Source organism: Halorhabdus sp. CBA1104, assembly GCF_009690625.1.
Lineage (GTDB): Archaea > Halobacteriota > Halobacteria > Halobacteriales > Haloarculaceae > Halorhabdus.
Map to the genome: position 1 here is coordinate 1,052,518 of NZ_CP033878.1, position 22,918 is coordinate 1,075,435.

Below are 22,918 nucleotides of genomic sequence, written 5' to 3' on the forward strand. Positions count from 1 at the left end.
TAGGGTGGTCGCCGGCTTAAATCCCTGTGGGGCAAAGCGTCAGGTTCATTTTCCGGGGCGGGAATTGTACGCTGAGCGCGGGTAGCCAAGCCAGGAAACGGCGCAGCGCTTAGGACGCTGTCCCGTAGGGGTCCGCCGGTTCAAATCCGGTCCCGCGCATTTTGCGGCGAACAATACGTGAGCCGCAAATGCCGAATGAGGATTTGAACCCTGGAAGTCACAGCCCGCGAAGCCGAGCAAAGCGAGGCGAGCCGGAATGTCTTCCTTCGGTTCAAATCCGGTCCCGCGCATGAGCGAACGAAGTGAGCGAAGAGCAGGAGCGGATTTGTGGTAGACCGAGGTTCTGCGCCGAAGGCGCAGGTTCTCGGGCGTAGTTCAAATCCGGTCCCGCGCATAGCGAGGCGCGAACGGAGTGAGCGCCTCGAAAACGACGAACGGTGAGCGGAGCGAACCGTGAGTCGATCGCGAACAAATTCGCGATCGACTGCAATCGAGATTGGGATTTGAACCCTGCGAGGAAGGCACAGCGAGTGCGAGACCCGACCTGTGGGAGCATCTCGGATTGCGAGCGGTGAAACCGCGAGCGAGTATGTCTCGGTCCGGCTCAAATCCGGTCCCGCGCGAGACACGACTGTCGAAAGTGTCTCAATTATAATCAGAAGCGATCGAAGCGAGTCGTGAGTCGAGCACGAACAATTTCGTGAGTGGAGAGTGCGAGTACCGATTAGTTCGATACCCTGCGTCATTTATTAGTAGTCGCCGGAGTGCAGTGTGAGTATCTCCGATGAGTCAGGCTACGCTCACTCAGCGACCGTACGTCAATTCGAATCTGTTCTCGGGGCACTATCTCGACGAGCGTGTACAAGAACGCGAGGAGTGGGAGTGTGACGAAGCCGCTCAGGACGCGCTGGCGGAATTGGAGTCGCTGTACGAGATGGAAGGAACGCTGGTCGACGGCTACGGTGAGGACGCCCTCGTTGACAACTGGATCGACGGCGTACTCGACGTGCTCGGATACGGGACCCAAAAGGAGGTGACGCTGCCCGATGGCGGTGGGTACGTCGACGAGTTGCTGTTTGCGGACGGGGAGACTCGTCGTGACGCAGCAGAGGTGTATCTGAAGAGCGAAGACACCACAGATCTATTCGAGGGTGGCCTCGGCCTCGTCGAAGCCAAGCAGTGGGACGCTGATTTCACGGCAGAGTTCAGCGAACGTCGCCAGTATCGCAATGCGTCCCACCAGATCAAGCACTATCTGGAAAAGACGCCCTCGAACATCCAGTGGGGCATCCTGACGAACGGGCGCAAGTGGCGACTCTACGGGACGAAAGACTACGAGACACAGACGTATTTCGAAATCGACCTGCCGGAGCTAATCGAGCGCGGGGATCTTGACGCGTTCAAATATTTCTACGTCTTTTTCCGCCCCGAAGCGTTTCGGGAGTCAGCCGGGACTACGTTTTTGGACGAGGTGCGGTCCGAAAGTGAAACCGCGTCCCAGGAACTCGGGGAGGATCTGCAAGATAACGTCTTCACGGCGCTGCGAGTCCTCGGCCGTGGATTCGTTGAAACGAACGATATGGACATCGATCCCGACGACGAGGAGGCCTTAGACGAACTCAAAGAGCAATCGCTGGTGTTGCTCTACCGGTTGATGTTTGTCCTGTACGCCGAAGCTCGGGGACTGATCCATCCAGAGGACCCTTCAGAACAATCCGAATACGAGGAGAACTTCAGTCTCGACGCGCTGCGACTTGAGATTCACGAGGAGATCGGGGAGGTTGACGAAGGCTTTGAGGGGTTCAGCGAGTACTCGACGACGTACTGGAATCGCCTTGAGGATTTGTTCGGGCTGATCGACGAAGGTGAGGAGGATCTCGGGATTCCACCGTACAACGGTGGCCTGTTCGATCACGACAAGCACGATTTCTTGACCGAGCACGCGGTGAGCAATCGGTATCTCGCGGAGGTTATCTACCGGCTTTCGACGACGGAAAACGACGAGGGACGGTACGTGCTGGCTGACTACGCAGACCTGGACACGCGACACCTCGGCAGCGTCTACGAGGGGCTGTTAGAGCACCAATTTAAGATCGCACCAGAGCAATACGCCGCCGTCGCCGAGGACGGTGGCCAGGTCTGGAAGCCGGCCGACGAGGTGACCGACGACGGTGCGGTAGAGACGGTCCCCGAGGGTGGGCTGTACGTCGTCAACGACGAGGGCGAGCGCAAGGCGACGGGGGCGTACTACACGCCCGACTACGTGGTGACGTACATCGTCGAGGAGACTGTCGGGCCGCTGGTCGAGGAGATCCGCGAAGAGCTAGTCGAGCAGGGTTTCGAGCCGGGGACCCAGGAGTATCTTGGGCCGTTCCTCCGGCGTGTCCGTGATTTGCAGATCCTCGATCCAGCGATGGGGAGCGGGCACTTTCTGACGCGGGCGACGGAGTACCTCGCCAACGAGGTTATGGAGGACGTCCGGGAAGTCGAGGAGGGGGTTGCAGGATATTGGGACGAACAGCACGTTCGCCGCCAGATCGCCAAAGAGTGCATCTATGGCGTGGACATCAACGGCATGGCTGTCGAACTGGCGAAGCTGTCGATGTGGCTGGAGACGCTGGCGGCCGACCAGCCGCTGGCCTTTCTCGATCACCACCTCAAGGCCGGGAACTCGCTGGTGGGCTCGGACGTGACGGACGTGCTCAGCGAGGACGACGAGGAGGACGGCGGGCAGTTGACGCTGACGCAGGCCTTCGGTCGCGTGCGTCGGGACACCCTGGATCACGTGATGGACCTGATGGCGGACTTGCTGGCGATGGACAACGAGACCCTGGAAGACGTCCACTCGATGGAGGACCTCTACGCGGAGATCCAGGACGACCCACTCTACCGGCGGCTGTTCGAGTTGACGAACGTCCACACCGCCGAGCAGTTCGGGGTGAGCGTGCCCGAGGACGCCTACGAGCAGATGGCCGACGCCATCGAGGACGAAAGCGAGTGGGCCGCGATTCAGGGGGAGAACTGGTTCGCGGACGCCCAGGCGCTGGCCGACGAGCAGACGTTCTTCCACTGGGAACTGGAGTACCCCGGCGTGTTCTTCGACGAAGACGGGGAAGAACGTGAAGATGCCGGGTTTGACGCCGTGATCGGGAATCCGCCGTATATTCGTGTGCAGAAAATACCCCATGATTTCATTGATTATCTGAAGGAAGATTATGAAACTGCATACAGGAGGATCGATATATCGATATTATTCTGTGAATTTGCTTCAAATATCTCAAATTCAGATGGAAATGTAGGGTTTATAACCTCTCTCCAATTCCGAAACGCAAAATACGGGGAGAAAATCAGGGATTTCCTAGCTGAAAGAAATCTCCAAAAGATAGTCAATTTTGGAGACTTGCCGGTATTTGGGAATATTACAACGTACCCCGGTATCATTATTTGGAGTCCCGAAATCAACAGCGATTCGAAGGTTGATTATACAGAGGTATTAGAGTTAGAGGAAACCGCACTTAGGACAGAAAGAACCCACGAGAAAGCAAAATCGTATACAACAAAAATTGAGAAGGGTAAGAACTGGGACTTCACAGATGAGGCTCAACAAAACCTAATAAATGGGCTTGATGATTTTCAAAAACTCAGTGAGATTGCAACATCACATACTGGGATGTTTACAGGACGTGATGAGATCTTATTGTTTGAGCCCGAAAATGCAAATTCATCAGAAATTGAAGACGATATATTCATCGATGTAATTAGGGGGTCTGATCCCGATAGATGGTATTTAAAAACGTAAGCAAAAAGTCCATTTATCCATATTATGAAGAATCTGGAGATACGGTATTGTATTCGGAGTCGAAATTAAAGCAAGAGTATCCAGCTGCATACGAATACATAAAAGAAAACGAATCTGAGCTTAAGAAACGTCAAGATTCTCGGGAAAACATCAACAACGAAGACTGGTATAAATTGACCCGGCCAGGACAAATTTCAGTGTTTAATTCGAAAAAGATCGTGACTCCGGGCGAGTCAAAAAGGAATAAGTTTTGTATTGACGATTCTGGTGCAGCTTATAGCAATGCCCGCATCTTTTCCATTATCCCACGTCAAGTCCCAATCAAATATCTATTAGGCGTTTTGAACTCTAAAGTCGTAGAGTTTTATTTACATACCATCGCACCCTTAAAGTCAGGAGGATATTACAGTTATTCCTGCCAGTATTTAGATGAGGTGCCAATCCCTCAAAAAGAAGAAAGTCGCTTAAATGGAATAGTGGATAAAATTGTTGACTATGAGGAAAGTAGAGCCAACCTCAATTTAGATATATTTGACCACCTCGGCTCCTACTCGGATGGCCCGACCCTCGCGGACGTGGGCCTCACCCAGCCGCCGGAGGGCGCGGCGGACTCCATCCTCACCCAGACCACCGAGGAGCGCCCGAACCTCCGCGTCGGCGAGGCCACGGTCGTCCGGGAGTCGCCCACGGCGGTCGAGATCCGCCTCACCGCGCGGTACAAACCCGATGATCCAGACGATCACGAGACCGACCAGTGGGGCTACACTGAGACCGAGCCATTGGCGGCGTTGCGGATTTCGGACCTCACCGACGCGGAGGCGGACCTGATCGAGCACTTCGTGCCCGTCGCCGTCGCGGAGGCCGGTGGGTTCGCGGACTTCCGCGAGACCGCCACGAAGACGAACTCGCTTGTGGATCGCCTGCGAAAGCTGACGCTGCCCGCCGTCGATGACGTCCGAGAGGGGCTTGAGAGCTACGTCGAGACCAAGGAACGCGCCGCGGAACTGGAAGCGAAGATCGAGCGCACCGACGATCTGATCGACGAAATTGTGTACGAGTTGTATGGGCTGACTGACGAGGAAATCGAGATTGTCGAGGAAGCAGTGGGAGAGTAGCATCCGCGGAGCGCCGAAGGCGCGACGCGGTTCACCGCGAACGAGGGCGCGACCCGGCAGGGCGCGCCCGAGCGAGCGGGTGTTTTTGGTCCACCGGTAGAGCAAGCTCTACCGAGCCCTGCTTCGCTTCGCTCAGCAGGACAGCTTTTTGCAAGGTGGGTTCGCAGAGCGAACCCACCGCAGTAAAAAGGTGGGCCGCAAAGCTTTTTTCCTGTCCGATGATCTGATAGGACAATGAGCCATATCGAAGACGTGCTGGATTCTCTGGCGGCCGACCTGGATGGAGTTGTGCTTTTCAGTCCGGATGCCGAGTTGTACGAGGGGCTCACCGCGGATTACGAGGTCATCGTAATCGGCGCGGAAAACGAGCGGGAGGCCGACCGGTTCGTGGAGTTGCCGGTCGAGTTTTCGGAATTGAGCGATCGAGTGCGCTTTGGGATCGAAGGCGCACTCGCCCAGGAGTACCTCGGCGAAAACGATCAGGTACTCTGTCTGGCGACGACGTACGGCGACAGCCTGGATACGGCGGTGCGCGTCCGGGCCGGGGAGTTCACCGAGACGGGGGTCTACGATCTGTTCGTCAACTCCAGGGCCGAACCGGGAGTTATCCGGAACGTCGTCGATGTGGCCGTCGAGTTGGGCAAGAAAGGTCAGAAGGGCAAGCCGGTCGGGGCACTGTTCGTCGTCGGCGACGCGGGGAAGGTCATGAACAAGTCCCGCCCACTCAGCTACAACCCCTTCGAGAAGAGCCACGTCCACGTGGGCGATCCGATCGTCAACGTGATGCTCAAGGAATTCTCGCGGCTTGACGGGGCGTTCGTTATCTCCGACGGGGGGAAAATCGTCTCGGCCTACCGGTATCTCGAACCCTCCGCGGAGGGCGTCGACATTCCAAAGGGCCTGGGAGCCCGGCACATGGCAGCCGGGGCGATCACGCGGGATACCAACGCCATCGCGATCGTTCTCAGCGAGAGCGACGGGCTCGTCAGGGCATTCAAGGGCGGTGAACTGATCTTCGAACTCGATCCGGAGGAGTATTGATGGTCGAGCTGGCAGATATTGTCCGGACGCTGTTCTCCGAAGAGACAGCCGTGACCGTGGCGATCGGTGTGCTGTTCATCGGGGCGGTCGCCGGCTATCTGGTGTGGCGAACGACGCGGAACGTGCTCACTCACCTCAACGTTCCGGAGGCAGTCGAAGGGACAGCTTTCGAACGGACCATCCAGAACTTCGGTCTCTCGACAGTGGGTGTGCTGTCACAGATGGCGGCGCTGTTCGTCTACGTGCTTGCGGTATTCGTCGCGTTACAGGTTGCAGAAATCCTCGACGCGGATCTGTTCTGGCAGCGCTTCCCCCAGTATCTGCCCCAGTTGTTCATCGCCGCCGTTGTGGTCATCGTCGGGTTAGTGATCGGCGATAAGGTCTCCCTGGCGATCAGTGAGCGCCTCAAGAGTGTCAAACTGCCAGAGGTAACGCTGTTGCCCAAGCTCGCCAAGTACAGTATCTTTTACGTGGCTGCGTTGATCGCCCTGGGTCAACTAGGCGTCGCGACGACCGCGCTCGTCGTGTTGCTGGCCGCCTACGCGTTCGGTCTGTTGTTCCTGAGTGCGCTTGCGTTCAAAGACTTGCTGACGGCGGCGGCGGCCGGGACCTACCTGTTGTTGACTGAACCGTACAGTATCGGCGACGAGGTCGAGATCGACGATCGACGCGGCGTCGTCCAGGAGATCGACGTGTTCGTGACGCACGTCGAGAGCGACGAAGCGGAGTTCATCATTCCGAACCAGCGCGTCGTACGGTCCGGGATCACTCGCTTCCGCTGAGGAGACACTCACTCTGGCGCCGAGACGACTTCAGCAGGTACCCCGGCTACTGTCGCACCGGGTGGGACGTCTTCGGTCACCAGCGAGTTCGCCGAAACTTGCGCATCGGCCCCGATGCGGACACCAGGTAAAACGACCGCCCCCGCGCCGACCATCGCGCGCTCGCCGACTACGACTTCACCCGTGCGGTACTCGTCTTGTAGATATTCGTGACAGAGCAGCGTCGCGTCGTAGCCGACGATGGCGTCGTCCTCGATGACGAGCCGGTCCGGCCAGAGCATGTCTGGCGTGGCCCCGAACGCCAGCGCGACACCCTCGCCCACGTCAGCACCGAGGGCGCGCAAAACGACGTTTTTCAGGCGCACACTCGGGACGAGTCCGAGCGCCCAGATGATCGCCGGCACGACCAGCATCCAGATCGGGTTTCGCGTGCGGATCCAGTAGCGAAGCGAGTTACGCGGTCCGGACACTGTGTGGCGCTCCAGCCGGTCGTGTCGCGAGGTCTCCGAGTCGGGACCTCGAGATGGCCCGTGCTTCACGCGCTGTCGTTCGGCGCGACCGACCAAGAAAGTCGCGGGTGCCTTCGTCAAGAGGGGACCCATCCGTCGTCGTGGTGGCGAAATCCGCCCGAACGTCAAAAGCTAAACCGACGAGGGCGCTGACCACAGCCATGCACGATGTCGTCCAGGCGTTACTCGATGGGAACGAACAGCACGTAGCGACGATCGATGCGTCGTTTGAGGAGCTTCAGGACGGACAGGCCCCCGAAGCCGTCACGGTGTGCTGTTCGGACTCGCGGGTGCTGCAAGATCACCTCTTTTCCAACGACGACCCTGGTCACCTCTTTACGTGTGGGAACATCGGGAACCGCGTCGTCCAGCGAACTGCCGGTGAAACAGTCGTCTCCGGGGACGTCCTCTATCCGCTGGCACACACGGGCACCGACGTCGCGGTGGTCGTCGGGCACACCGGCTGTGGCGCGGTCACCGCGACGTACGACCACCTCACGGACGGCCTCTCCGAACCGCCGGGGATCGACCACTGCGTCGATCTCTTAGCCGACCACCTCGAAGCTGGCGTCGACGCGTTGCCCGACGATATCGATCGCGAAGAAGCGATCAACCGTCTCGTCGAGTACAACGTCGACCGGCAAATCGAGTATCTCGAATCGAGCGAGCACGTGCCCGCTGAAACGGACCTGATCGGTGTCGTCTACGACTTCCAAGATGTCTACACCGATCGCCGTGGGGAGCTACAGGTTATCAACGTCGACGGCGAGACCGACCCCGAGACACTCCGGGACGCGCAGCCGGCCATCGAGTCACGAATTCGGCGATTGTGGACGTACTGACGGCGACGATCCGAATTAGCGTTGTTCTCGCTGTTCGACCTTGTTCAACTCGATCAGGAGTCGGAAGATTGCCTTCACGAGGTTGGCGTCGACGTCGAACTGCTCGGCGTTCTCGCCGGCCCGATCCATCACGCGCTGTTCCTGCTGTTGGTCGGTCGTTGGCAGTCCTTGCTCGTCTTTGACGGCCGCGATCGTGTCGGCGACGTAGGTTCGTCGGGCGATCAGTTCCACGAGTTGCTCGTCGATCGAGCGGATTTCCTCCCGGAGCTCGTCGAGATCCATTTCCTCGGGCGTCTGTTCGGTCACGTTCTCGCGAGTCATGTCGTCGCCCCCGTGTTTTGTGTCGTTGTGAACCATGTGCGACCCTCTCGTTGGGCCCAGCTTTCACGCACGCGCTCTAAATCCTCCCGGTTCCCGATTGCCGTGACGCTCGGTCCAGTCCCGGAGAGAGAAACACCCTCGACGTGGGCCATCGCCTCGAGAAGTGGATCCGGCGAGAAGCCGAGCGCGGCGGCAAAGGCCAGCCCGTTGACGGTCATCGCGCGACCGTACTCGCCCTCCATAGCCATCTCGGCCACCAGTTCGGCCATCGGGGCGATCTGCTGGCAGCGCTCGACGTCGGCCGCGGCGCTGTAGGCCCGTTCGGGCGGCGTCCAGACGAGGACGTCCCACTCGACGGCCTCGTGGGCCAACAGTTCGTCCGCCGTATTGTCCGTCACCGTGACGCCGCCGAGCATGCTGGCGCTGGCGTCGTCGAACGCGCCGGTAACCGTCACACCGACGTCTCTGGCTGCCTGGACGCCGATACGTGCGGCGTCAGCCTTCGACACCTCTTCGGCCACATTGAGTGCGGAAAGCGTCGCCAGCACGGTCGCGTTCGCGGCAGCGCTCGAACTCTTCAGCCCGGAGGCGAGTGGAATGTCACTCTCGGTGCGGACGGTCCCGCCCTCGCCGTCGCCAAAGCGCTCGGTGACGAGTTCGACACACCGCTCGATGAGGGCCGTCTCGGCGTCGGGATCGTCGGCAATTGTCCCCGTGATGCCGTCCTCGGCGGTGAGCTGTACCTCCGCGCGAAGCTCGGTGTCGATGGCGAACGCCGAGCCAGTCCCCGTCGCGAGGGCGTTCAAGACGGTCCCTGCGGCGGGGGCTACAGCCGTTCCGTTCATGGCGCGAGGGTGGCCGAGGGCGCATATAGATGTGGTGGTTACGCCGCCGTGCAAGCGCGGTGTTTTTCCCCTGTTCGGCCGAACAACGCGGTATGAGCATTCGCGAGGACGTCCCACCGGATACCATCGGCGTCGAACTGACCGAGGAGGGGGTCGTCGTCGAGTATCTCGACGGCCGGGAGGCGTTCTATCACGGCGTTCCCACTCGCAAAGAGGCGTCAGTCACGACTGCTCCAGGCAAGCAGGCCCACGTCCTCGTGACCGACGAGTCCGAAAGTCAGGGCGTCCTCGTCTACGTCAACGATCGCGTCACGCACGAAGACATCCTCGAATCGAGCGGTGTCGGTCGCGTCCTGCTCGATCCGGGCGAAACGACGACGGTCTTCCCAGGCGTCAAAGCGACGAGTGAGGCCCATCGCGTCCACGTCGATGTAGACTTCGAGACCGTCGATGGGCGCGTGTTCGTCTTCGAGGAGGACGAAATGGGCGAACGTGCCTTCGAAGTCACCCCTGGCGAGTAAGTTACTGGATATACGACGGCTCCTCGGCGTCGCACGTGTCCTCGTGCTGGCGAGCGTCTGCCTGCTCGTCGAACAACATCCCACACTGCTCGCATTGATACCACGTCATATCATCGCGTTGGGTTGTCTGGACCATGTATGATCGTCCGAGGGCCGTGAATAAATGCGTTTTCGTGCCATGGCCTACCGTGCCACAAGACGGTGCTGAGCAGCCGGGACGGGGAGAATTCTCAAGGGCAGGACGGTGCTACTGGCGCTATGGTCGCTGTTGAGCAGGGGATCGACGTCAGTGTCGAGGGGGCACACAAGCGCGATGCCGGCCGTGGAATCGCCCGACTCCCCGAGTCCGTTCGGGATCGACTGAGTGTGTTGAGCGGGGATTCAGTCCTCATCGAGGGCGAACGGACGACGGTCGCGAAAGTCTGGCCGGCGGATAGTGACGGCGAATACGTGCGGATCGACGCCGACACCAGACAGAACGCCGAGGTCACGATCGGCTCGACGGTCACACTCCGGGCAGCCGATCTCGACGCGGCAAACCGGGTGAAGCTTCGGCCGATCGATGCGAGCGTCGAGGGGAACGCTGGCGGATCGATCGGTGAGCGACTCAGAAACAAGCCAGTTAGTGACGGTGATCGGGTCACCGTGCCCGAACTCGGCTCTTTCAGTGTGGCCGACGTCGATCCGGCCGGAACGGTCAGAATCGAAGCCGACACCACCGTCCGCATCGGCCAACCGGTCGAATCCGATCCAACCGAATCAAGTAACGACGAGCAATCGACGGCGGCAGAGTCGACTGGATCCCAGGGCGTCACCTACGAGGACATCGGTGGCCTCGACGACGAACTCGACCGGATCAGAGAGATGATCGAACTGCCGCTGTCCGACCCGGACGTCTTCGATCGTCTCGGCATCACGCCGCCGAAGGGCGTCCTCCTGTATGGGCTGCCCGGGACCGGCAAAACGCTGATCGCGAAAGCAGTCGCCAACGAGGTCGATGCGTACTTCGAATCCATCTCCGGGCCGGAAATCGTCTCGAAGTACAAAGGCGAGAGCGAACAGCAACTGAGAGAAGCCTTCGAGCGGGCCGAGGCCAACGCCCCTTCGATCCTGTTTGTCGACGAAATCGACTCGATCGCCGGCACGCGCGACGAAGACAGCGACATGGAGAATCGTGTCGTCGCACAGTTGCTCACGTTACTTGACGGCCTCGAAGAGCGCGGCCGGGTCGCAGTCGTCGGTGCGACAAATCGCGTCGATACCGTCGATCCAGCCCTCCGGCGTGGCGGGCGCTTCGACCGGGAAATCGAGATCGGCGTCCCAGACCAACCCGGTCGCCGCGAGATTCTGGAGGTTCACACCCGCGGCATGCCCCTGGGTGAAGACGTAGATCTGGACACACTTGCAGGGACGATGCACGGGTTCGTCGGAGCCGACGTCGCGGCGGTCGCAACTGAGGCCGCGATGGCTGCGCTCCGGCGACAACGAGACGAGCCCGAAGTCAGGCGCGCGGACTTCGACCGTGCGCTGGCCAGCGTCGACCCCTCTGGGATGCGCGAATACGTCGCCGAGTCACCGACAGTCGACTTCAGTGACGTGGGCGGCCTCGAAGACGCGAAGGCGACGCTCGAAGAGGCCGCCGAGTGGCCCCTAAAGTACGGCCCGCTGTTCGAGGCGACCAACACCGACCCGCCGTCGGGGATCCTCCTGTATGGGCCGCCAGGGACGGGCAAGACGCTACTTTCGCGGGCACTCGCCGGCGAAACTGGTGTCAACTTTATTCGGGTTGCTGGCCCCGAACTACTGGATCGATACGTCGGCGAGAGTGAGCAAGCCGTCCGTGAAGTCTTCGAGCGAGCGCGCCAGACCGCACCCGCGATCGTCTTCCTCGACGAAATCGACGCGATCGCGTCCCAACGTGGTGGCGGCCACGAGGTGACCGAGCGTGTCGTCTCTCAGTTGCTGACGGAACTTGACACCGCCGCCGAAGACCCGAATCTCGTCGTCCTCGCGGCGACGAATCGGCGCGACGCGCTCGATTCCGCACTGTTGCGTCCCGGGCGACTGGAGTCTCACGTCGAAGTACCACCACCGGATACCGAGGCCAGGCACGCAATTCTCACCGTCCACGCCGAGGGGAAGCCACTCGGCGAATCGGTCGACCTCGAGGAGATCGCCACCGGGACAGACGGGTACTCGGGTGCCGATCTGGCAGCCGTTCTCCGCGAGGCCTCACTCACAGCGATCCGGGAAATAGCCGACGACCACGACCCAGACGCTGGCAACGACTTGGCTGACGACGTGACGATTACCCAAGCCCACCTTCAGACAGCGTGTGATCACGTCGATCCGTCTGGCCAGTGACTACGGCACAGACAGCTGTGAGACGTCACATAGCGGCGCGGAAAGACGACGTTGGGGGTAGGCCAGCGCGGCGACGAAGAGAGGACGGGACTGGATGTCCAGGACGTGGGATCAGTCGTCCGGACGGGAGCTTCAGGCCGGTTGCGTGGTCGGATCTTTGTGCCGGGATGACGAGAAAAGCGTCGTGCCGGCAGTGAGACATTTGTCACTGTCGAATATAAATCCCCGTATGACGGACAGTCTTGACTCAGGTGTGTACCACGGCCCGCAGTCTGCAAACGTGGGAAAGGCGCGCTGACCCGACCGATATCGCGTAGATTGTGACTCTCGACGACTCCCGGCTCGCTGCCGAGTCGAATGGGTGGCCGGATTATGACTCGCCGTCGAGATACGCACGGAGCCCGGCTTCGAGATTGTCGAACTCCGCTTCGAGGTTGTCCCGGAAGAACCGTTCGATGCCGGGGATCCGGCCTTCGACCGTGAAGTGGTTGGTGAGTCGGGTCCCGGTCTCGGTCGCTTCGAGTTCGTGTTCGCCCACCACGCGCATCGCTCGTGAGCGGCCGATGAACTTGACAAACTCCGGTGGTCGTCGTTCGACATCTTCAGTCTCGATAGCGATGGTCTGATCGATCACCGGGATCGGCAACGAGAGATGCCACGTAGCACTCCCATCACCATCGACTTCGAAGTCATCGACGACACTCACGTGACGTGCGCGGTATTTCGGATCGGCGATGAATGTCCACACGTCCGCCGGCTTGGCTGGCACATCGAGCACCCGCTCCAGGCGAATCGCCATAGGCCTAGTCCGGGCGCGGACGGCAAAACCCGCCGCTAGCTGCGAGTGACGCGCCAGGTTGTCGAACGGGTACGCCCCCACTTCTCGATATCGACCTCGTCGGCCTTTTCGGCGAGTGTCGGGAGCCGGACGCCCACCTGTTTAGCCGAGAGGCCGATACTCTCGGCGATTCCTTTCGCCCGGAAGTACCCTTCGCCACCGCCGACACGGTCCCGAAGGTACTCGAGGATAGCGCGTTCTTCGTCACTAAACTCCGCCATAGAAGAGAATAGGCCGTCCAGCGATAAAAGCTCGTCCGTTCAGGCGTAGACGTGCCCAGCGGCGACCGCCAGTGAGCCGGCCCCGACGGCTACGGCAAAGCCCAGGCCGGCGAGGAGATGATCTTCGGCACCGAGTCCCATCGTCAGTGCGCCCGCCAATGCGAGAACGACGAACAGAACCGTCAACCCGATGCCTTTCTCAGACGCGTTGGACGCGGCCATATCCGTTCGATCGTCCGGAACTGGCTTGTAAGTTTGCCTGCCGGCGAGGGGGCCGTTCACCCGATGGTCACGTGCTCGGACTGGTCTTTCAACGCGAGGTTCGTGGCAATTTCGGCGTTCCGGACGGCATACTGGGCCGTCTCTTGGAGTGCAACGAGCACTTCTCGAACGGCGAGTAGATCCTCGTTGCTCATCTCGGCCAGGCCATCGAGCAAGTCGTCTTCGAGGGCATCGATCTCACGAAACTGTTCGCGGACGTCGATAGCCGTCGTGTGGTCGCGATCGATCGCCGCCTGCACGGCCAGTTCAGTCAGGTCGTCGACCTGCTCGGTGAGATCCCGAATCCGCTCCATGGTGTCGGCATCGACGCTGAGACTGTGCCCTTCTGCTTCCATTGCGATATCTGCGATGTCTTCAGCGTTGTCCGCGATCAGTTCCAGATTCTTCGCGATCGACCGGTACCCGATCAGCGGGAAGCTATCGTCCAGGCCGATCGCCTGAGCAAAGTTCGGATTCTGGTAGGCGGTAAAGATCAGTCGCAACACGAGGACGAAAATCTTGTTGGCCTGTCGTTCCCGGTTGAGCGCCCGCTGGGCAAGATCCGGATTCCCGTGGGCGAGGGCTTTGACGGCCTCGTTTCGCATCGTCGAGCCCGTACTCTCTAGGCGTTCGAGCAGGGTATCCAGCGTGAAGTCACTCGGGTCGACCGAGCAGCGAATCGAGATGCGCTCGGGCGTCTCCTCGATCACGCCAAGGCCCATCAGCTGTGTCTCGGCGGTGTAGACGGCGTTGATGTGGGAACTGGCCAACGTCTCGCCCTCGTCGGCCTCGACGTTGATGACCCGGCGACCGAGGACGTACTGGGCGACGATCGCCCGCTCGACCGCATCAGCGTCCAGCGACGAGGCAGCAATCGTGGCCTCTGAGTCTCCCGAGGAAACGGAATCCGGAAGCACGGTCAGGGTTCCGTTATCACCGACACGAAGCGACAGCTCGTCACCTTTCTGGACGTCGGTGTCGCTCGTCCAGGCCGCCGGAAGTGTCATCGCCAGCGTCGATGGACCGAGTTGCTGGACTTTCCGTGTATCCATACTCGGTGTAGGCATCCCTATGGCCTTAAGTTTGTGAGTAGCATCCGGATGTCCTAAAGTACGATCTGAGATCTATTAGGGACCGCCCCTGCTGACTCGAAGAGTAGACCCAGTTTCCGACCGTGCTCGGTCCGGCCGAGCACGGAGGCCTGAGCCACGCTCAGACGAGCTGCAGAAACCGACGTTCGCGTCGCCCGACGCGGACGCGCTGCCAGCCACGAAGCGTCTCGTCGAGGTCCGGATCGCCCGTGTCGACGCGTAGCACGCCCAGCCCGTCCAGCTTCCGGCGCGAGGCAACGATCTCGACGTCACACTCTCGAAGGACAGCCGGCGAGAGCTGTTGGTTTCCTCGTCCGAAGACGAATCCCTGGCCGCCGATCGGTGAGACGATCACGACGTTGCGATCCCCGAGTGCATCGAGGATTGCCGACTGGCCGCCATCGGCAACGAGTACCTCGCCGTCCCGCCAGACATCGACGCCGAGTGGTGACGGGTCGATCCCAAGCTGTCGTTCGATTTCCCCGACGGTGCTGCCAGGCCCGAAGACGTACGTGGTCCCCGAGTCGACTTCCTGGGCGACGCCCGCTGCAAGCGTTTCGACGCTCCCGCCGGCTCGTTCTTTCGGTGACTGGCGCAACTCCGCGACCGGCGTCAACGCGGTGGTCTGCAGTTCGGGGACGACAGCCCCGTCTCGGAAAGCGTCCTCGTCGAGATCTTGCAGGTCGGCTCGCTCGACCCGCTGGAAAGTCGCTGCAATCTCGCCGGCGGCCTCGGGATCGACGGCGAAGACCCCCGAGTAGACTTTCACTCCAGCCGGAACGCCGAGCATCGGCACGTCGGCTTCGAGCCCTGCGAGGGTCTGGGCCACGTCGACGGCAGTGCCGTCACCACCGACAAAGAGGATTACGTCGACCCCGGCAGCCACAAACGCTGCCACGGCTCGGCGTGTATCCGCCACTGACGTCGCGCTGATGTCTGCCGACGGGCCTGCTGCTGGGCGGGAGGCGACGACTGGCTCGAAGCCGGCTTTGCGTGCCACGTCGGCCCCCATCACCCCTCCGACAGTGATCACGTCCACCTCGTGAGCAGCCAGTCCGTCGAGTGCTCGCCGGGCACGATCCGGTGCCCGAGGTGTGGCGCCGCGTTCGCGGGCGTCGGCGACTTTCCCGTCGGTCCCTTTCAACCCGACACGGCCACCCAAGCCGGCGATCGGGTTGATCAGGAAGCCGACGCGTCGCATCGAGTAGACGTACGGCAATCAGTCAGAAAAGCACGGGGGTTACCGGCGGTTACTCGTTCCAGGGGGCCACGTCGAAGTCGAGGTGGCGATCCTCGCGCTCGATTCCGTCGATCGTCGCGACGTCTTCGTCGTCGAGTTCGAGAGCGAGACTCTCGAAATTGTCGCGGATGTGGCCCTCACTGGTGGCTTTCGGGATCGTGGACACACCCTTCTCGCGCAGCCACGCGAGACTGACCTGGGCCGGACTGACGTCGTGTTTCTCGGCCACCTCGACGACTTCCGGCACGTCGAAGACGTCGCCCCGAGCCAGCGGGGAGTAGGCGACGAGCGTGTAATCGTGTTCGTCGGCGTGGGCGCGGAGCGCATCCTGCTGGAGCAGTGGGTGCATCTCGACTTGGTTCGCGAACAGTGGCGCATCGAGGACTTCCAGGGCCGTCTCGACGTTGAACGGCTCGAAGTTTGAGACGCCGACGTTCCGGATGAGACCCTCGTCGTACAGCTCGTCGTAGGCGGGCAGCGTGTCCGCGGGATCGTAGTCGCCGGTCGGCCAGTGGACGTACAGCAGGTCGACGTACTCGACGCCGAGCCGGTCGAGGCTATTGTGTGCCGTCTCGATGACGCCGTCGTAGCTCAGACTCGTCGAGGAAGCGTGGACTTTCGTCGCCAGGAAGATCTCCTCCCGGTCGACGGCAGCTTGTGCGATCCCCTCACCGACGGCTTCCTCGTTGCCGTAGATCTCGGCCGTGTCGATGTGCCGATACCCCGTTTCCAGGGCCGTCCGGACACTCTCTGCACACTGGGCGGGATCCTCGTTCTGCCAGGTCCCGAGTCCGATGTCTGGTAGTTCCGTCATGTCTCACGCATGGTCGGGGGACGGTTTGGGTGTTTCTATCTACGGCGAGAAATTACGTCACAAATTGCCTGCTGTGCCACATTCGGCGAAGCGAACGCGTTACTCGTCTTCGTGGGCTTGGTCAAACTCGAAGTCCATGCTGTGCTCGGACATCGAGACACTGGAAGACTCGCTCGCTTCGCTCACGGATCACTTTGTTTTCCGTTCCCATCGAAGTCTCGCTGCAGTCGGTATCAGTTCGGCCGTCTTCCGAGCCGCCAAAAGGTCGCCAGATTCGGGTTAGGCGTCTTCGCCTATCGAAGTCCTCGCTATGCTCGGACGCCGAGACACCGCAAGTCGGAGATTCGCGAGCCCGAGACGAAGACGACTCGCACTCGGTTTACTCGTCTTCGTCGTCTTCGTCTTGGACCTCTTCGAAGTCGGCGTCGACGTACTCCTCGTCGTCACCGGCACCTGCGCCGGCGGGACCGCCCGCACCAGCGGGGCCGCCAGCGGCACCACCCATGCCGCCCATACCACCGGGGCCGGCCGCGCCGCCCGGGCCACCAGCAGCGCCTTCAGCGGCCTGCTCCTGGTACATCTGTTTGCCGATTTCCTGGAGCGCTTCGGTCAATTGTTCGGTAGCGCTCTCGTAGTCGTCTTTCGTCGCGTCCTCGTCTTCGAGGGTCTGTTGGACGGCCTCGATCTCGGTCTCGATGTCCTCACGGAGGTCCTCGTCGATATCGTCCTCGTTTTCTCCCAGCAGCGTCTCGGCCCGGCGGATCGCGGCCTCGGCTTCGTTGCGGGCCTCGATTCGCTCACGCCGCTTTTCGTCTTCCTCGGCGTGTTCCTCGGCCTCTTCCTGCATCGCTTCGATCTCCTCGTCTGAGAGACCGACGCCACCTTCGATCGTGATCTCCTCGGAGTTACCCGAGCCCTGGTCTTCGGCACTCACGTTGACGATGCCGTTCTCGTCGATGGAGAACGTGACTTCGATCTGGGGCGTCCCAGCCGGTGCCGGGGGGATGCCCGAGAGCATGAACTCACCCAGGAGTTCGTTCTCTTCGGCAATTTCACGCTCGCCCTGGAAGACGCGGATCTGGACCGACGTCTGGTTGGCCGCTGCCGTGGTGAAAATCTTCGACTCCTCGGTCGGGATCGTCGTGTTCTTCTCGATGAGTCGCTCGAAGAGGCCACCCTTGACCTCGACACCCAGCGAGAGCGGCGTGACGTCGAGCAACACGATGTCGTCGACGTCACCCGAGAGGACGCCACCCTGGATCGCCGCGCCCAGCGCGACGGCCTCGTCCGGGTTGACGTTCTTCTTCGGTTCCTTGCCAGTGAGTTCCTCGACTTGCTCTTGGACCTGGGGCATCCGGGTCGACCCGCCCACGAGCAGTACTTCGTCGATGTCCGATTTCGAGTAGCCGGCGTCGGCCAGCGCCTGCTCGGTCGGTTCGACGGTCCGTTCGATGAGGTCGGCCGTGAGGCTCTCGAATTTCGCCCGGGTGATGTCCGTCTCCAGGTGGACCGGCCCGTCGTCAGTCGCCGTGATAAACGGCAGATTGATCTCGGTCTCCTTCCGGGAGGAGAGCTCGATCTTGGCTTCTTCGGCGGCGTCCTTGAGACGCTGGAGGGCCTGGCGGTCCTCACGAAGATCGATCCCGTGTTCGTCTTCGAAGTCTTCGGCCAGCCAGTCGATGACCGCCTGGTCCCAGTCGTCGCCACCCAGGTTGTTGTCACCGTTGGTCGCGACGACCTCGTAGACGCCACCGCCCAGATCGAGGATCGAGACGTCGAAGGTCCCGCCACCGAGGTCGTAGACGAGGACGGTCTGGTCGGATTCGTCGTCCAGGCCGTAAGCCATCGAGGCCGCCGTCGGCTCGTTGATGATCCGCTCGACCTCGAAGCCGGCGATCTCGCCGGCGTCTTTCGTCGCCTGGCGTTGGCGATCGTTGAAGTACGCCGGCACCGTGATGACCGCCTTCTCGACGTCCTCACCGAGGTACTCTTCGGCGTCGCGTTTGATCTTCTGGAGGATCATCGCCGACACCTGCTCGGGCGTGTACTCTTCGCCCTCCAGCGTGACCGTATAGTCTTCCTCGCCCATGTGGCGCTTGATGGACTGGATGGTCTCGTCGGGATTCTTGACGGCCTGGTTTTTCGCCGGCTTACCGACCAGTTGCTCACCGTCGTCGAACGCGACGACCGAGGCTGTCGTCCGATCGCCCTCGCTGTTGACGATGATCTCCGGGTCGCCACCCTCCATCACTGCGAACGCACTGTTCGTCGTCCCCAGGTCGATACCGAGGATCTTGTTGCTCGCCATGTTATCCACAGTTACCGGTTAGCGCCGGTTAAACATTACTAGACGCGCCGAGACGCCACCACCACTCGATCCACTCTCGTCTGGCGATTTTGATCACGACGGCAAAATCACAGTCGAGGAATTTATACAGAAGTGCCGATCTACTCCCCGCTGTCAGTAGACTCGCTGTCATCCGTCCCATCGCTGACGGCCACCTGGGCCGGCCGCAGGACTTTCTCGGCCATCAGATACCCGGGCCGATGGACGTCTGCGATCGTCCCTTCGGGATGGTCTGTGTCGATCCGGGCCAGCACTTCGTGGTGTTCGGGGTCGACTTCGTCGCCGGGTTCGGGTTCGATCGGTTCGACGTTTTCCCGATCGAGTTCGGTCTCGAACTGCTTGAGCGTCGAATTGACGCCGTCTCGAAGGGCTTCGGCGTCGTCTTGGCCGAGTGCGCGCTGCAGGTTATCACGAACGTCGAGCAATCGATCGACGAGATCCTCGGTCGCCCGCTGTGTTTCCTCCTCGCGTTTGCGCTCCATGCGCTTCTTGAAGTTCTGGAAGTCCGCCTGCTTGCGCTTGAGGCGTGCGGTGAGATCCTCGATCTCTGCCTCCTGTTCTTCGACCGTTTCCGTCAACGCGTCGTTCTCTTCACGGAGCGTTTCGATCGTAAGCCGAGACGCCGCAAGCTCGTCTGCCAATTGTTCTGCAGTCGCGTCCTGTACGTCCTCGAGCAGTTCCTCTCGAAGCGCAGCGACCGACTGTTCAGCCGCCGTCTGGCTGCTCTCCTCGCTTGCCTCACCGACGGATTCGGCACCTTCGGTCGTCTCTGCGTCTTGGTCCTGCTCGCTGTCAGTCATGTCAAAGACGTGCCCGTCGTCGGATAAAAGGGTTGAGAATTCCGGCCTCCCAGCGATCCGCTCGGGGGTCGTCTCGACAGTACCGTGGCGGGCGCTGAACCGGGCAGATTTTCGTCCTTGGTGGGACTGGTTGGGCGAAGACGATCGTGCTGATTCGTCGTCTGTCGTGATGTGCACGACGCTGAAGCCACCGTCCTGACAACGCCATTTCGTCTTGGTCCCGAAATCGACGACCGTATGGGACCCCGCCGGAACGAGCGAATCTACGACAGCGCGGACACCATTGCTCGGCCGCCTCTGGCAGACCCTCTCTTTGGCCCCTAATCTGCACGACGATTTGACAGCGGCCATCTTCGCCCTGACGTTAATGACGACGGGACTCGTGGCTCCACTCATGTCACTATATACGGGCCGCGGCGACGACGGCGATACCGACTTGCAAACCGGCGAGCGCGTCTCGAAGGCCGATCCACGCATCGAAGCCTACGGAACCGTCGACGAGCTCAACGCGACCCTTGGCACCATCCGCCCGACCGGCTACGATGACGTCGACGAGACGCTCGCTGACGTGCAAAATCACCTCCACGTCCTCCAGGCTGAACTCGCAAACCCCGAGGCTGCGGCCGATGATCCGACGATCCAAGCCGAGCACGTAACGGCACTCGAAACCGAAATCGATGCAGCCGACGACGAACTGCCACCGCTCGAGTCGTTCGTCCTGCCCGGCGGGTCATCGGCCGGGAGCGCCTTACATCACGCCCGCACCATCTGCCGACGAGCCGAGCGACGCACCGTGGCACTGACTGGGGATCCCCAACCCGTCCGTAGCGAGGCGGTAACGTACCTCAATCGCCTCTCAGACCTGCTGTTTACGCTCGGTCGCCTGGTCAACCACCGGGATGGCGTGGCCGAATCTGCACCGACCTACTGATCGGTGCCGGCACAACGGTTATATCCGTTGTTCTCGTAAGGACAGATATGAACAAGCACTTCGAAGATGCACAGTATTATCTCAAGCGTGCCGGTGAGACGGCAAAGAAAGGCGTCGAGGAGGAACTCGACGAGGTTCGAGAGCGGTTCGACGAGATGATTGGAGGCGAATCGGAGCCGGAGCCAAGTCGCGTACAGGCGGTTCGGAACGATCTCGAGACGCTTCAGGCGACTGCCGAAGGGGAAGCCAAAGAAGCGATCACGGAGGCCCGAGAAACCATCGCGGCGTATCGAGACGAGCGGACGGACTGAGCGCCGAAAGCAATTCTTAAGTCCGCGCCTCGAAAAGACCGGGGTGCGGGTTGGTGATCTAGTCCGGTTATGATACCTCCTTCACACGGAGGAAGTCGGCGGTTCGAATCCGCCCCAACCCACTTTTCTGGCGAACATATCTGTGAGTGGTAACTGCGGTGATACGGATTTGAACTACGGAGCGAGCGTCGCGAGTGACGTTCAGGCGGTTCAACTCCGTCCCAACACTACTGAGGGCACTCAAAGGTAGGCTGCGTCCCACCGGGTCGGTTTTCGTGTATTCCCACAGGCCTCACACTCGATGCGCCCCATCGCGTCCATCGCGTTGGCGAGGCGACCACAGTTGTCGCAGTAGTAGCCGTATCGGGCCGACCGATCTGGATCGGAGTAGACGATGTGGAACGGTGCTTCCGAACCGCCTTCCGATTCGTCGTGATCGACGTAGACCGTCTGCTCGCCGGATTCGAGCGGTTCCAGGCCAGTTGCCTCGGCGACGTACCGGTATTCGACGTGACTGCGGCCCCCGATCTCGATTTCGGTTCGGCCGACTCGTTCGAACCCGTGTGATTCGAAAAACTGCGTCCCGTCCTGGTTGTTCGCCAGCACGCGCCCCTGAACACTGGCGGCGTCGGCTGCATCGAGGCGATCGAGCGTCGTTTCGAACAGCCCAGAGCCGATGCCTTCTCCCCGGTACTCCGGATCGACGTGTAGCCAGAGCAACAGCGCGTCACGGCCGTGATCTTCCTTGTCCGTGACCCAGGGCCGGTCTGCAGTCAACGTGCTCTCGGAAAACCCGACGATCTGACCATCTCGGTCGGCGACCAACAACAGTCGCTCGTCAGACGTGATGCTCGTGGTTAATTGGGCTTCGTCGTACCACTCCTCGATGCCACTCGTGATCGTCTGGGGACTCAACGAATACGACGCCTGCAACGATCGGCGTGCGACGTCTCGGATCGCTGGTTTGTCAGCTTCTCTCGCGGTACGTATCTCCATGGTAGTCCTTGTGGGACGTTCCCTCTTAAGCCAACCGGCGCGACAAGACACGAGATAGATCGGCTCACAGCGAACCATCAACTATCAGACCAGAGTGGCGTTGGGACCGAAGTGACGACAGGAGTGTTCGCACGCTCCTGTCGGTGTCGTAACGCTAAAGAGTCGAAACCACGTCTTTCCGGACAAGATGAACGTTACGCATCAGTTTCGGAGGTGGTTCTGTGGGTGTTGAGATCCAGGAGTCGCCGGTTTCCGACGCGGAATTCGCGGAGATGAAGCGGTTCGTGCACGACTACCTGAGTGCCAGCGTCGAAAACGAGGAAGCAGGCGGCCGAATGCGGTGGTACCCTTGGCACTCGGCTGAGTACCGGTACAACCACATCCTGAACGTAGTCGAACTCGCCTCCGAGATAGCCCACAAGGAGGGTGCTGACGTCGAAGTCACTCGTGTCGCAGCAGTGTTTCACGACGTCGCCAAACTCGAAGCCGAACAGGACGAACACGCCGAGGCCGGGGCTCGAATCGCCAAAGAGTACCTGACGACGCATGGGGACTTCCCCCAATCGTTCGTCGATGCTGTCATCGGGTCGATCCGCGACCACTCCTATCAAGGTGACGTGACGGACCTCCCGCTGGAGACACAATGTCTCATCGAAGCGGACGTCCTCGACAAGGTTGGGGCCAACGGCACGGCGCTGCTGTTGTTACGAATGGGCTATGAATCACGCGATCATACGGATGCCGGTGAAATGGTCGAGCGCGTAATCGAGCGGGGCGAAGACGCACGAGAGCGGATCGCCTCTGAGACGGCTGAGAGCCACCTTCACCGGCGACTCAAACGTGTCCGCTGGTTCAAAGAGTGGCTACAGGAAGAAATCGCGGCCATCGATCCCGAGCCGACGGAGTAACCGACCGATTCCTTCGCGCGA

General features: G+C 60.8%; 23 protein-coding genes, 2 tRNA genes and 1 pseudogene. 13 read left to right on the top strand and 13 right to left on the bottom strand.

The annotated features are described in order from the left end of the window. Positions 1–75: 75 nt before the first annotated feature. The 6 genes and pseudogenes from Hrd1104_RS05425 (at position 76) to Hrd1104_RS05440 (ending at position 6,737) form a co-directional block, all read left to right on the top strand. A tRNA-Leu gene (locus tag Hrd1104_RS05425) sits at positions 76–159 on the top strand. A 625-nt stretch (positions 160–784) separates the two neighbouring features. Continuing rightward, positions 785–3,799 (top strand): Eco57I restriction-modification methylase domain-containing protein, encoded by a 3,015-nt coding sequence (locus Hrd1104_RS05430; RefSeq protein ID WP_229770548.1) that lies wholly within the window; start codon positions 785–787, stop codon positions 3,797–3,799. Continuing rightward, positions 3,781–4,182, top strand: a pseudogene (locus Hrd1104_RS13285) (TaqI-like C-terminal specificity domain-containing protein); the annotation flags it as partial. The gene Hrd1104_RS05430 and the pseudogene Hrd1104_RS13285, both read left to right, overlap by 19 nt. A 93-nt stretch (positions 4,183–4,275) precedes the next feature. Beyond that, positions 4,276–4,914 (top strand): restriction endonuclease, encoded by a 639-nt coding sequence (locus tag Hrd1104_RS13290; protein WP_229770566.1) that lies wholly within the window; start codon positions 4,276–4,278, stop codon positions 4,912–4,914. 234 nt (positions 4,915–5,148) lie between these two features. Further along, entirely contained in the window at positions 5,149–5,955 is an 807-nt protein-coding gene (gene dacZ / locus Hrd1104_RS05435; RefSeq protein ID WP_154551792.1) for a diadenylate cyclase DacZ, read from the top strand. Continuing rightward, a complete protein-coding gene (locus Hrd1104_RS05440) occupies positions 5,955–6,737 on the top strand; it encodes a mechanosensitive ion channel domain-containing protein (RefSeq protein WP_154551793.1) in 783 nt (260 codons plus the stop codon). Before dacZ ends, Hrd1104_RS05440 begins: the two co-directional genes overlap by 1 nt. Before the next feature lie 8 nt (positions 6,738–6,745). On the opposite strand, the gene Hrd1104_RS05445 is transcribed toward Hrd1104_RS05440, so the two are convergent. Then, entirely contained in the window at positions 6,746–7,207 is a 462-nt protein-coding gene (locus Hrd1104_RS05445) for a DapH/DapD/GlmU-related protein (protein WP_370454833.1), read from the bottom strand. A gap of 200 nt (positions 7,208–7,407) precedes the next feature. Here Hrd1104_RS05445 and Hrd1104_RS05450 point away from each other — a divergent pair, with 200 nt between their 5' ends. Then, positions 7,408–8,088 carry a carbonic anhydrase gene (locus tag Hrd1104_RS05450; RefSeq protein ID WP_154551795.1) on the top strand — a complete coding sequence of 227 codons (681 nt, stop codon included), beginning with the start codon at positions 7,408–7,410 and terminating at the stop codon, positions 8,086–8,088. Positions 8,089–8,103: 15 nt separating this feature from the next. On the opposite strand, the gene Hrd1104_RS05455 is transcribed toward Hrd1104_RS05450, so the two are convergent. Both Hrd1104_RS05455 and Hrd1104_RS05460 read right to left on the bottom strand, forming a co-directional pair. Beyond that, on the bottom strand, positions 8,104–8,409 hold the full coding sequence (locus Hrd1104_RS05455; protein ID WP_154553200.1) for a chorismate mutase: 306 nt from the start codon (positions 8,407–8,409) through the stop codon (positions 8,104–8,106). Then, positions 8,406–9,254, bottom strand: coding sequence for a shikimate kinase (locus tag Hrd1104_RS05460; RefSeq protein WP_154551796.1), 849 nt, complete (start codon positions 9,252–9,254; stop codon positions 8,406–8,408). Before Hrd1104_RS05460 ends, Hrd1104_RS05455 begins: the two co-directional genes overlap by 4 nt. Before the next feature lie 92 nt (positions 9,255–9,346). On the opposite strand from Hrd1104_RS05460, the gene Hrd1104_RS05465 reads away from it, so the two are divergent. Then, entirely contained in the window at positions 9,347–9,775 is a 429-nt protein-coding gene (locus tag Hrd1104_RS05465) for a DUF5796 family protein (protein ID WP_154551797.1), read from the top strand. Position 9,776: 1 nt separating this feature from the next. On the opposite strand, the gene Hrd1104_RS13435 is transcribed toward Hrd1104_RS05465, so the two are convergent. Continuing rightward, the gene (locus tag Hrd1104_RS13435) at positions 9,777–9,911 is read right to left on the bottom strand and encodes a hypothetical protein (protein WP_255470249.1); all 135 of its coding nucleotides are present in this window, start codon (positions 9,909–9,911) and stop codon (positions 9,777–9,779) included. 122 nt (positions 9,912–10,033) lie between these two features. On the opposite strand from Hrd1104_RS13435, the gene Hrd1104_RS05470 reads away from it, so the two are divergent. Next, the gene (locus Hrd1104_RS05470; protein ID WP_154551798.1) at positions 10,034–12,139 is read left to right on the top strand and encodes an AAA family ATPase; all 2,106 of its coding nucleotides are present in this window, start codon (positions 10,034–10,036) and stop codon (positions 12,137–12,139) included. Positions 12,140–12,509: 370 nt separating this feature from the next. Here Hrd1104_RS05470 and Hrd1104_RS05475 read toward each other — a convergent pair whose 3' ends face one another. The 8 genes from Hrd1104_RS05475 to grpE form a co-directional block, all read right to left on the bottom strand. After that, complete coding sequence (locus Hrd1104_RS05475) at positions 12,510–12,938, bottom strand: SRPBCC family protein (RefSeq protein WP_154551799.1); 429 nt, start codon at positions 12,936–12,938, stop codon at positions 12,510–12,512. Between the two features lie 35 nt (positions 12,939–12,973). Beyond that, positions 12,974–13,198 (bottom strand): hypothetical protein, encoded by a 225-nt coding sequence (locus Hrd1104_RS05480; RefSeq protein ID WP_154551800.1) that lies wholly within the window; start codon positions 13,196–13,198, stop codon positions 12,974–12,976. Positions 13,199–13,237: 39 nt separating this feature from the next. Continuing rightward, positions 13,238–13,420 (bottom strand): hypothetical protein, encoded by a 183-nt coding sequence (locus tag Hrd1104_RS05485; RefSeq protein ID WP_154551801.1) that lies wholly within the window; start codon positions 13,418–13,420, stop codon positions 13,238–13,240. A gap of 56 nt (positions 13,421–13,476) precedes the next feature. Further along, a complete protein-coding gene (locus Hrd1104_RS05490; protein WP_154551802.1) occupies positions 13,477–14,511 on the bottom strand; it encodes a phosphate uptake regulator PhoU in 1,035 nt (344 codons plus the stop codon). A 160-nt stretch (positions 14,512–14,671) separates the two neighbouring features. After that, positions 14,672–15,751, bottom strand: a complete 1,080-nt coding sequence (locus tag Hrd1104_RS05495; RefSeq protein WP_154551803.1) for an ATP-NAD kinase family protein — start codon at positions 15,749–15,751, stop codon at positions 14,672–14,674. Positions 15,752–15,800: 49 nt separating this feature from the next. Further along, positions 15,801–16,604 carry an aldo/keto reductase gene (locus Hrd1104_RS05500; protein WP_154551804.1) on the bottom strand — a complete coding sequence of 268 codons (804 nt, stop codon included), beginning with the start codon at positions 16,602–16,604 and terminating at the stop codon, positions 15,801–15,803. A 379-nt stretch (positions 16,605–16,983) separates the two neighbouring features. Further along, positions 16,984–18,912, bottom strand: a complete 1,929-nt coding sequence (gene dnaK / locus Hrd1104_RS05505; protein WP_154551805.1) for a molecular chaperone DnaK — start codon at positions 18,910–18,912, stop codon at positions 16,984–16,986. Positions 18,913–19,052: 140 nt separating this feature from the next. Continuing rightward, positions 19,053–19,751 (bottom strand): nucleotide exchange factor GrpE, encoded by a 699-nt coding sequence (gene grpE / locus Hrd1104_RS05510; RefSeq protein WP_154551806.1) that lies wholly within the window; start codon positions 19,749–19,751, stop codon positions 19,053–19,055. Between the two features lie 394 nt (positions 19,752–20,145). On the opposite strand from grpE, the gene Hrd1104_RS05515 reads away from it, so the two are divergent. From Hrd1104_RS05515 to Hrd1104_RS05525, 3 genes are all read left to right on the top strand, one after another. After that, positions 20,146–20,682, top strand: a complete 537-nt coding sequence (locus Hrd1104_RS05515) for a cob(I)yrinic acid a,c-diamide adenosyltransferase (RefSeq protein WP_154551807.1) — start codon at positions 20,146–20,148, stop codon at positions 20,680–20,682. Between the two features lie 47 nt (positions 20,683–20,729). Further along, positions 20,730–20,993: a hypothetical protein gene (locus tag Hrd1104_RS05520; RefSeq protein ID WP_154551808.1), complete on the top strand. Its 264-nt coding sequence runs from the start codon at positions 20,730–20,732 to the stop codon at positions 20,991–20,993. A gap of 47 nt (positions 20,994–21,040) precedes the next feature. Then, positions 21,041–21,115: transfer RNA gene (locus Hrd1104_RS05525), tRNA-Val, on the top strand. A 118-nt stretch (positions 21,116–21,233) separates the two neighbouring features. Here the strand turns inward: Hrd1104_RS05525 and Hrd1104_RS05530 are convergent. Then, a complete protein-coding gene (locus tag Hrd1104_RS05530; RefSeq protein WP_154551809.1) occupies positions 21,234–21,989 on the bottom strand; it encodes a GNAT family N-acetyltransferase in 756 nt (251 codons plus the stop codon). Between the two features lie 221 nt (positions 21,990–22,210). Between Hrd1104_RS05530 and Hrd1104_RS05535 the strand changes: the two genes are divergently transcribed. Beyond that, positions 22,211–22,897: an HD domain-containing protein gene (locus Hrd1104_RS05535; protein ID WP_154551810.1), complete on the top strand. Its 687-nt coding sequence runs from the start codon at positions 22,211–22,213 to the stop codon at positions 22,895–22,897. The last annotated feature ends 21 nt before the right edge of the window (positions 22,898–22,918 follow it).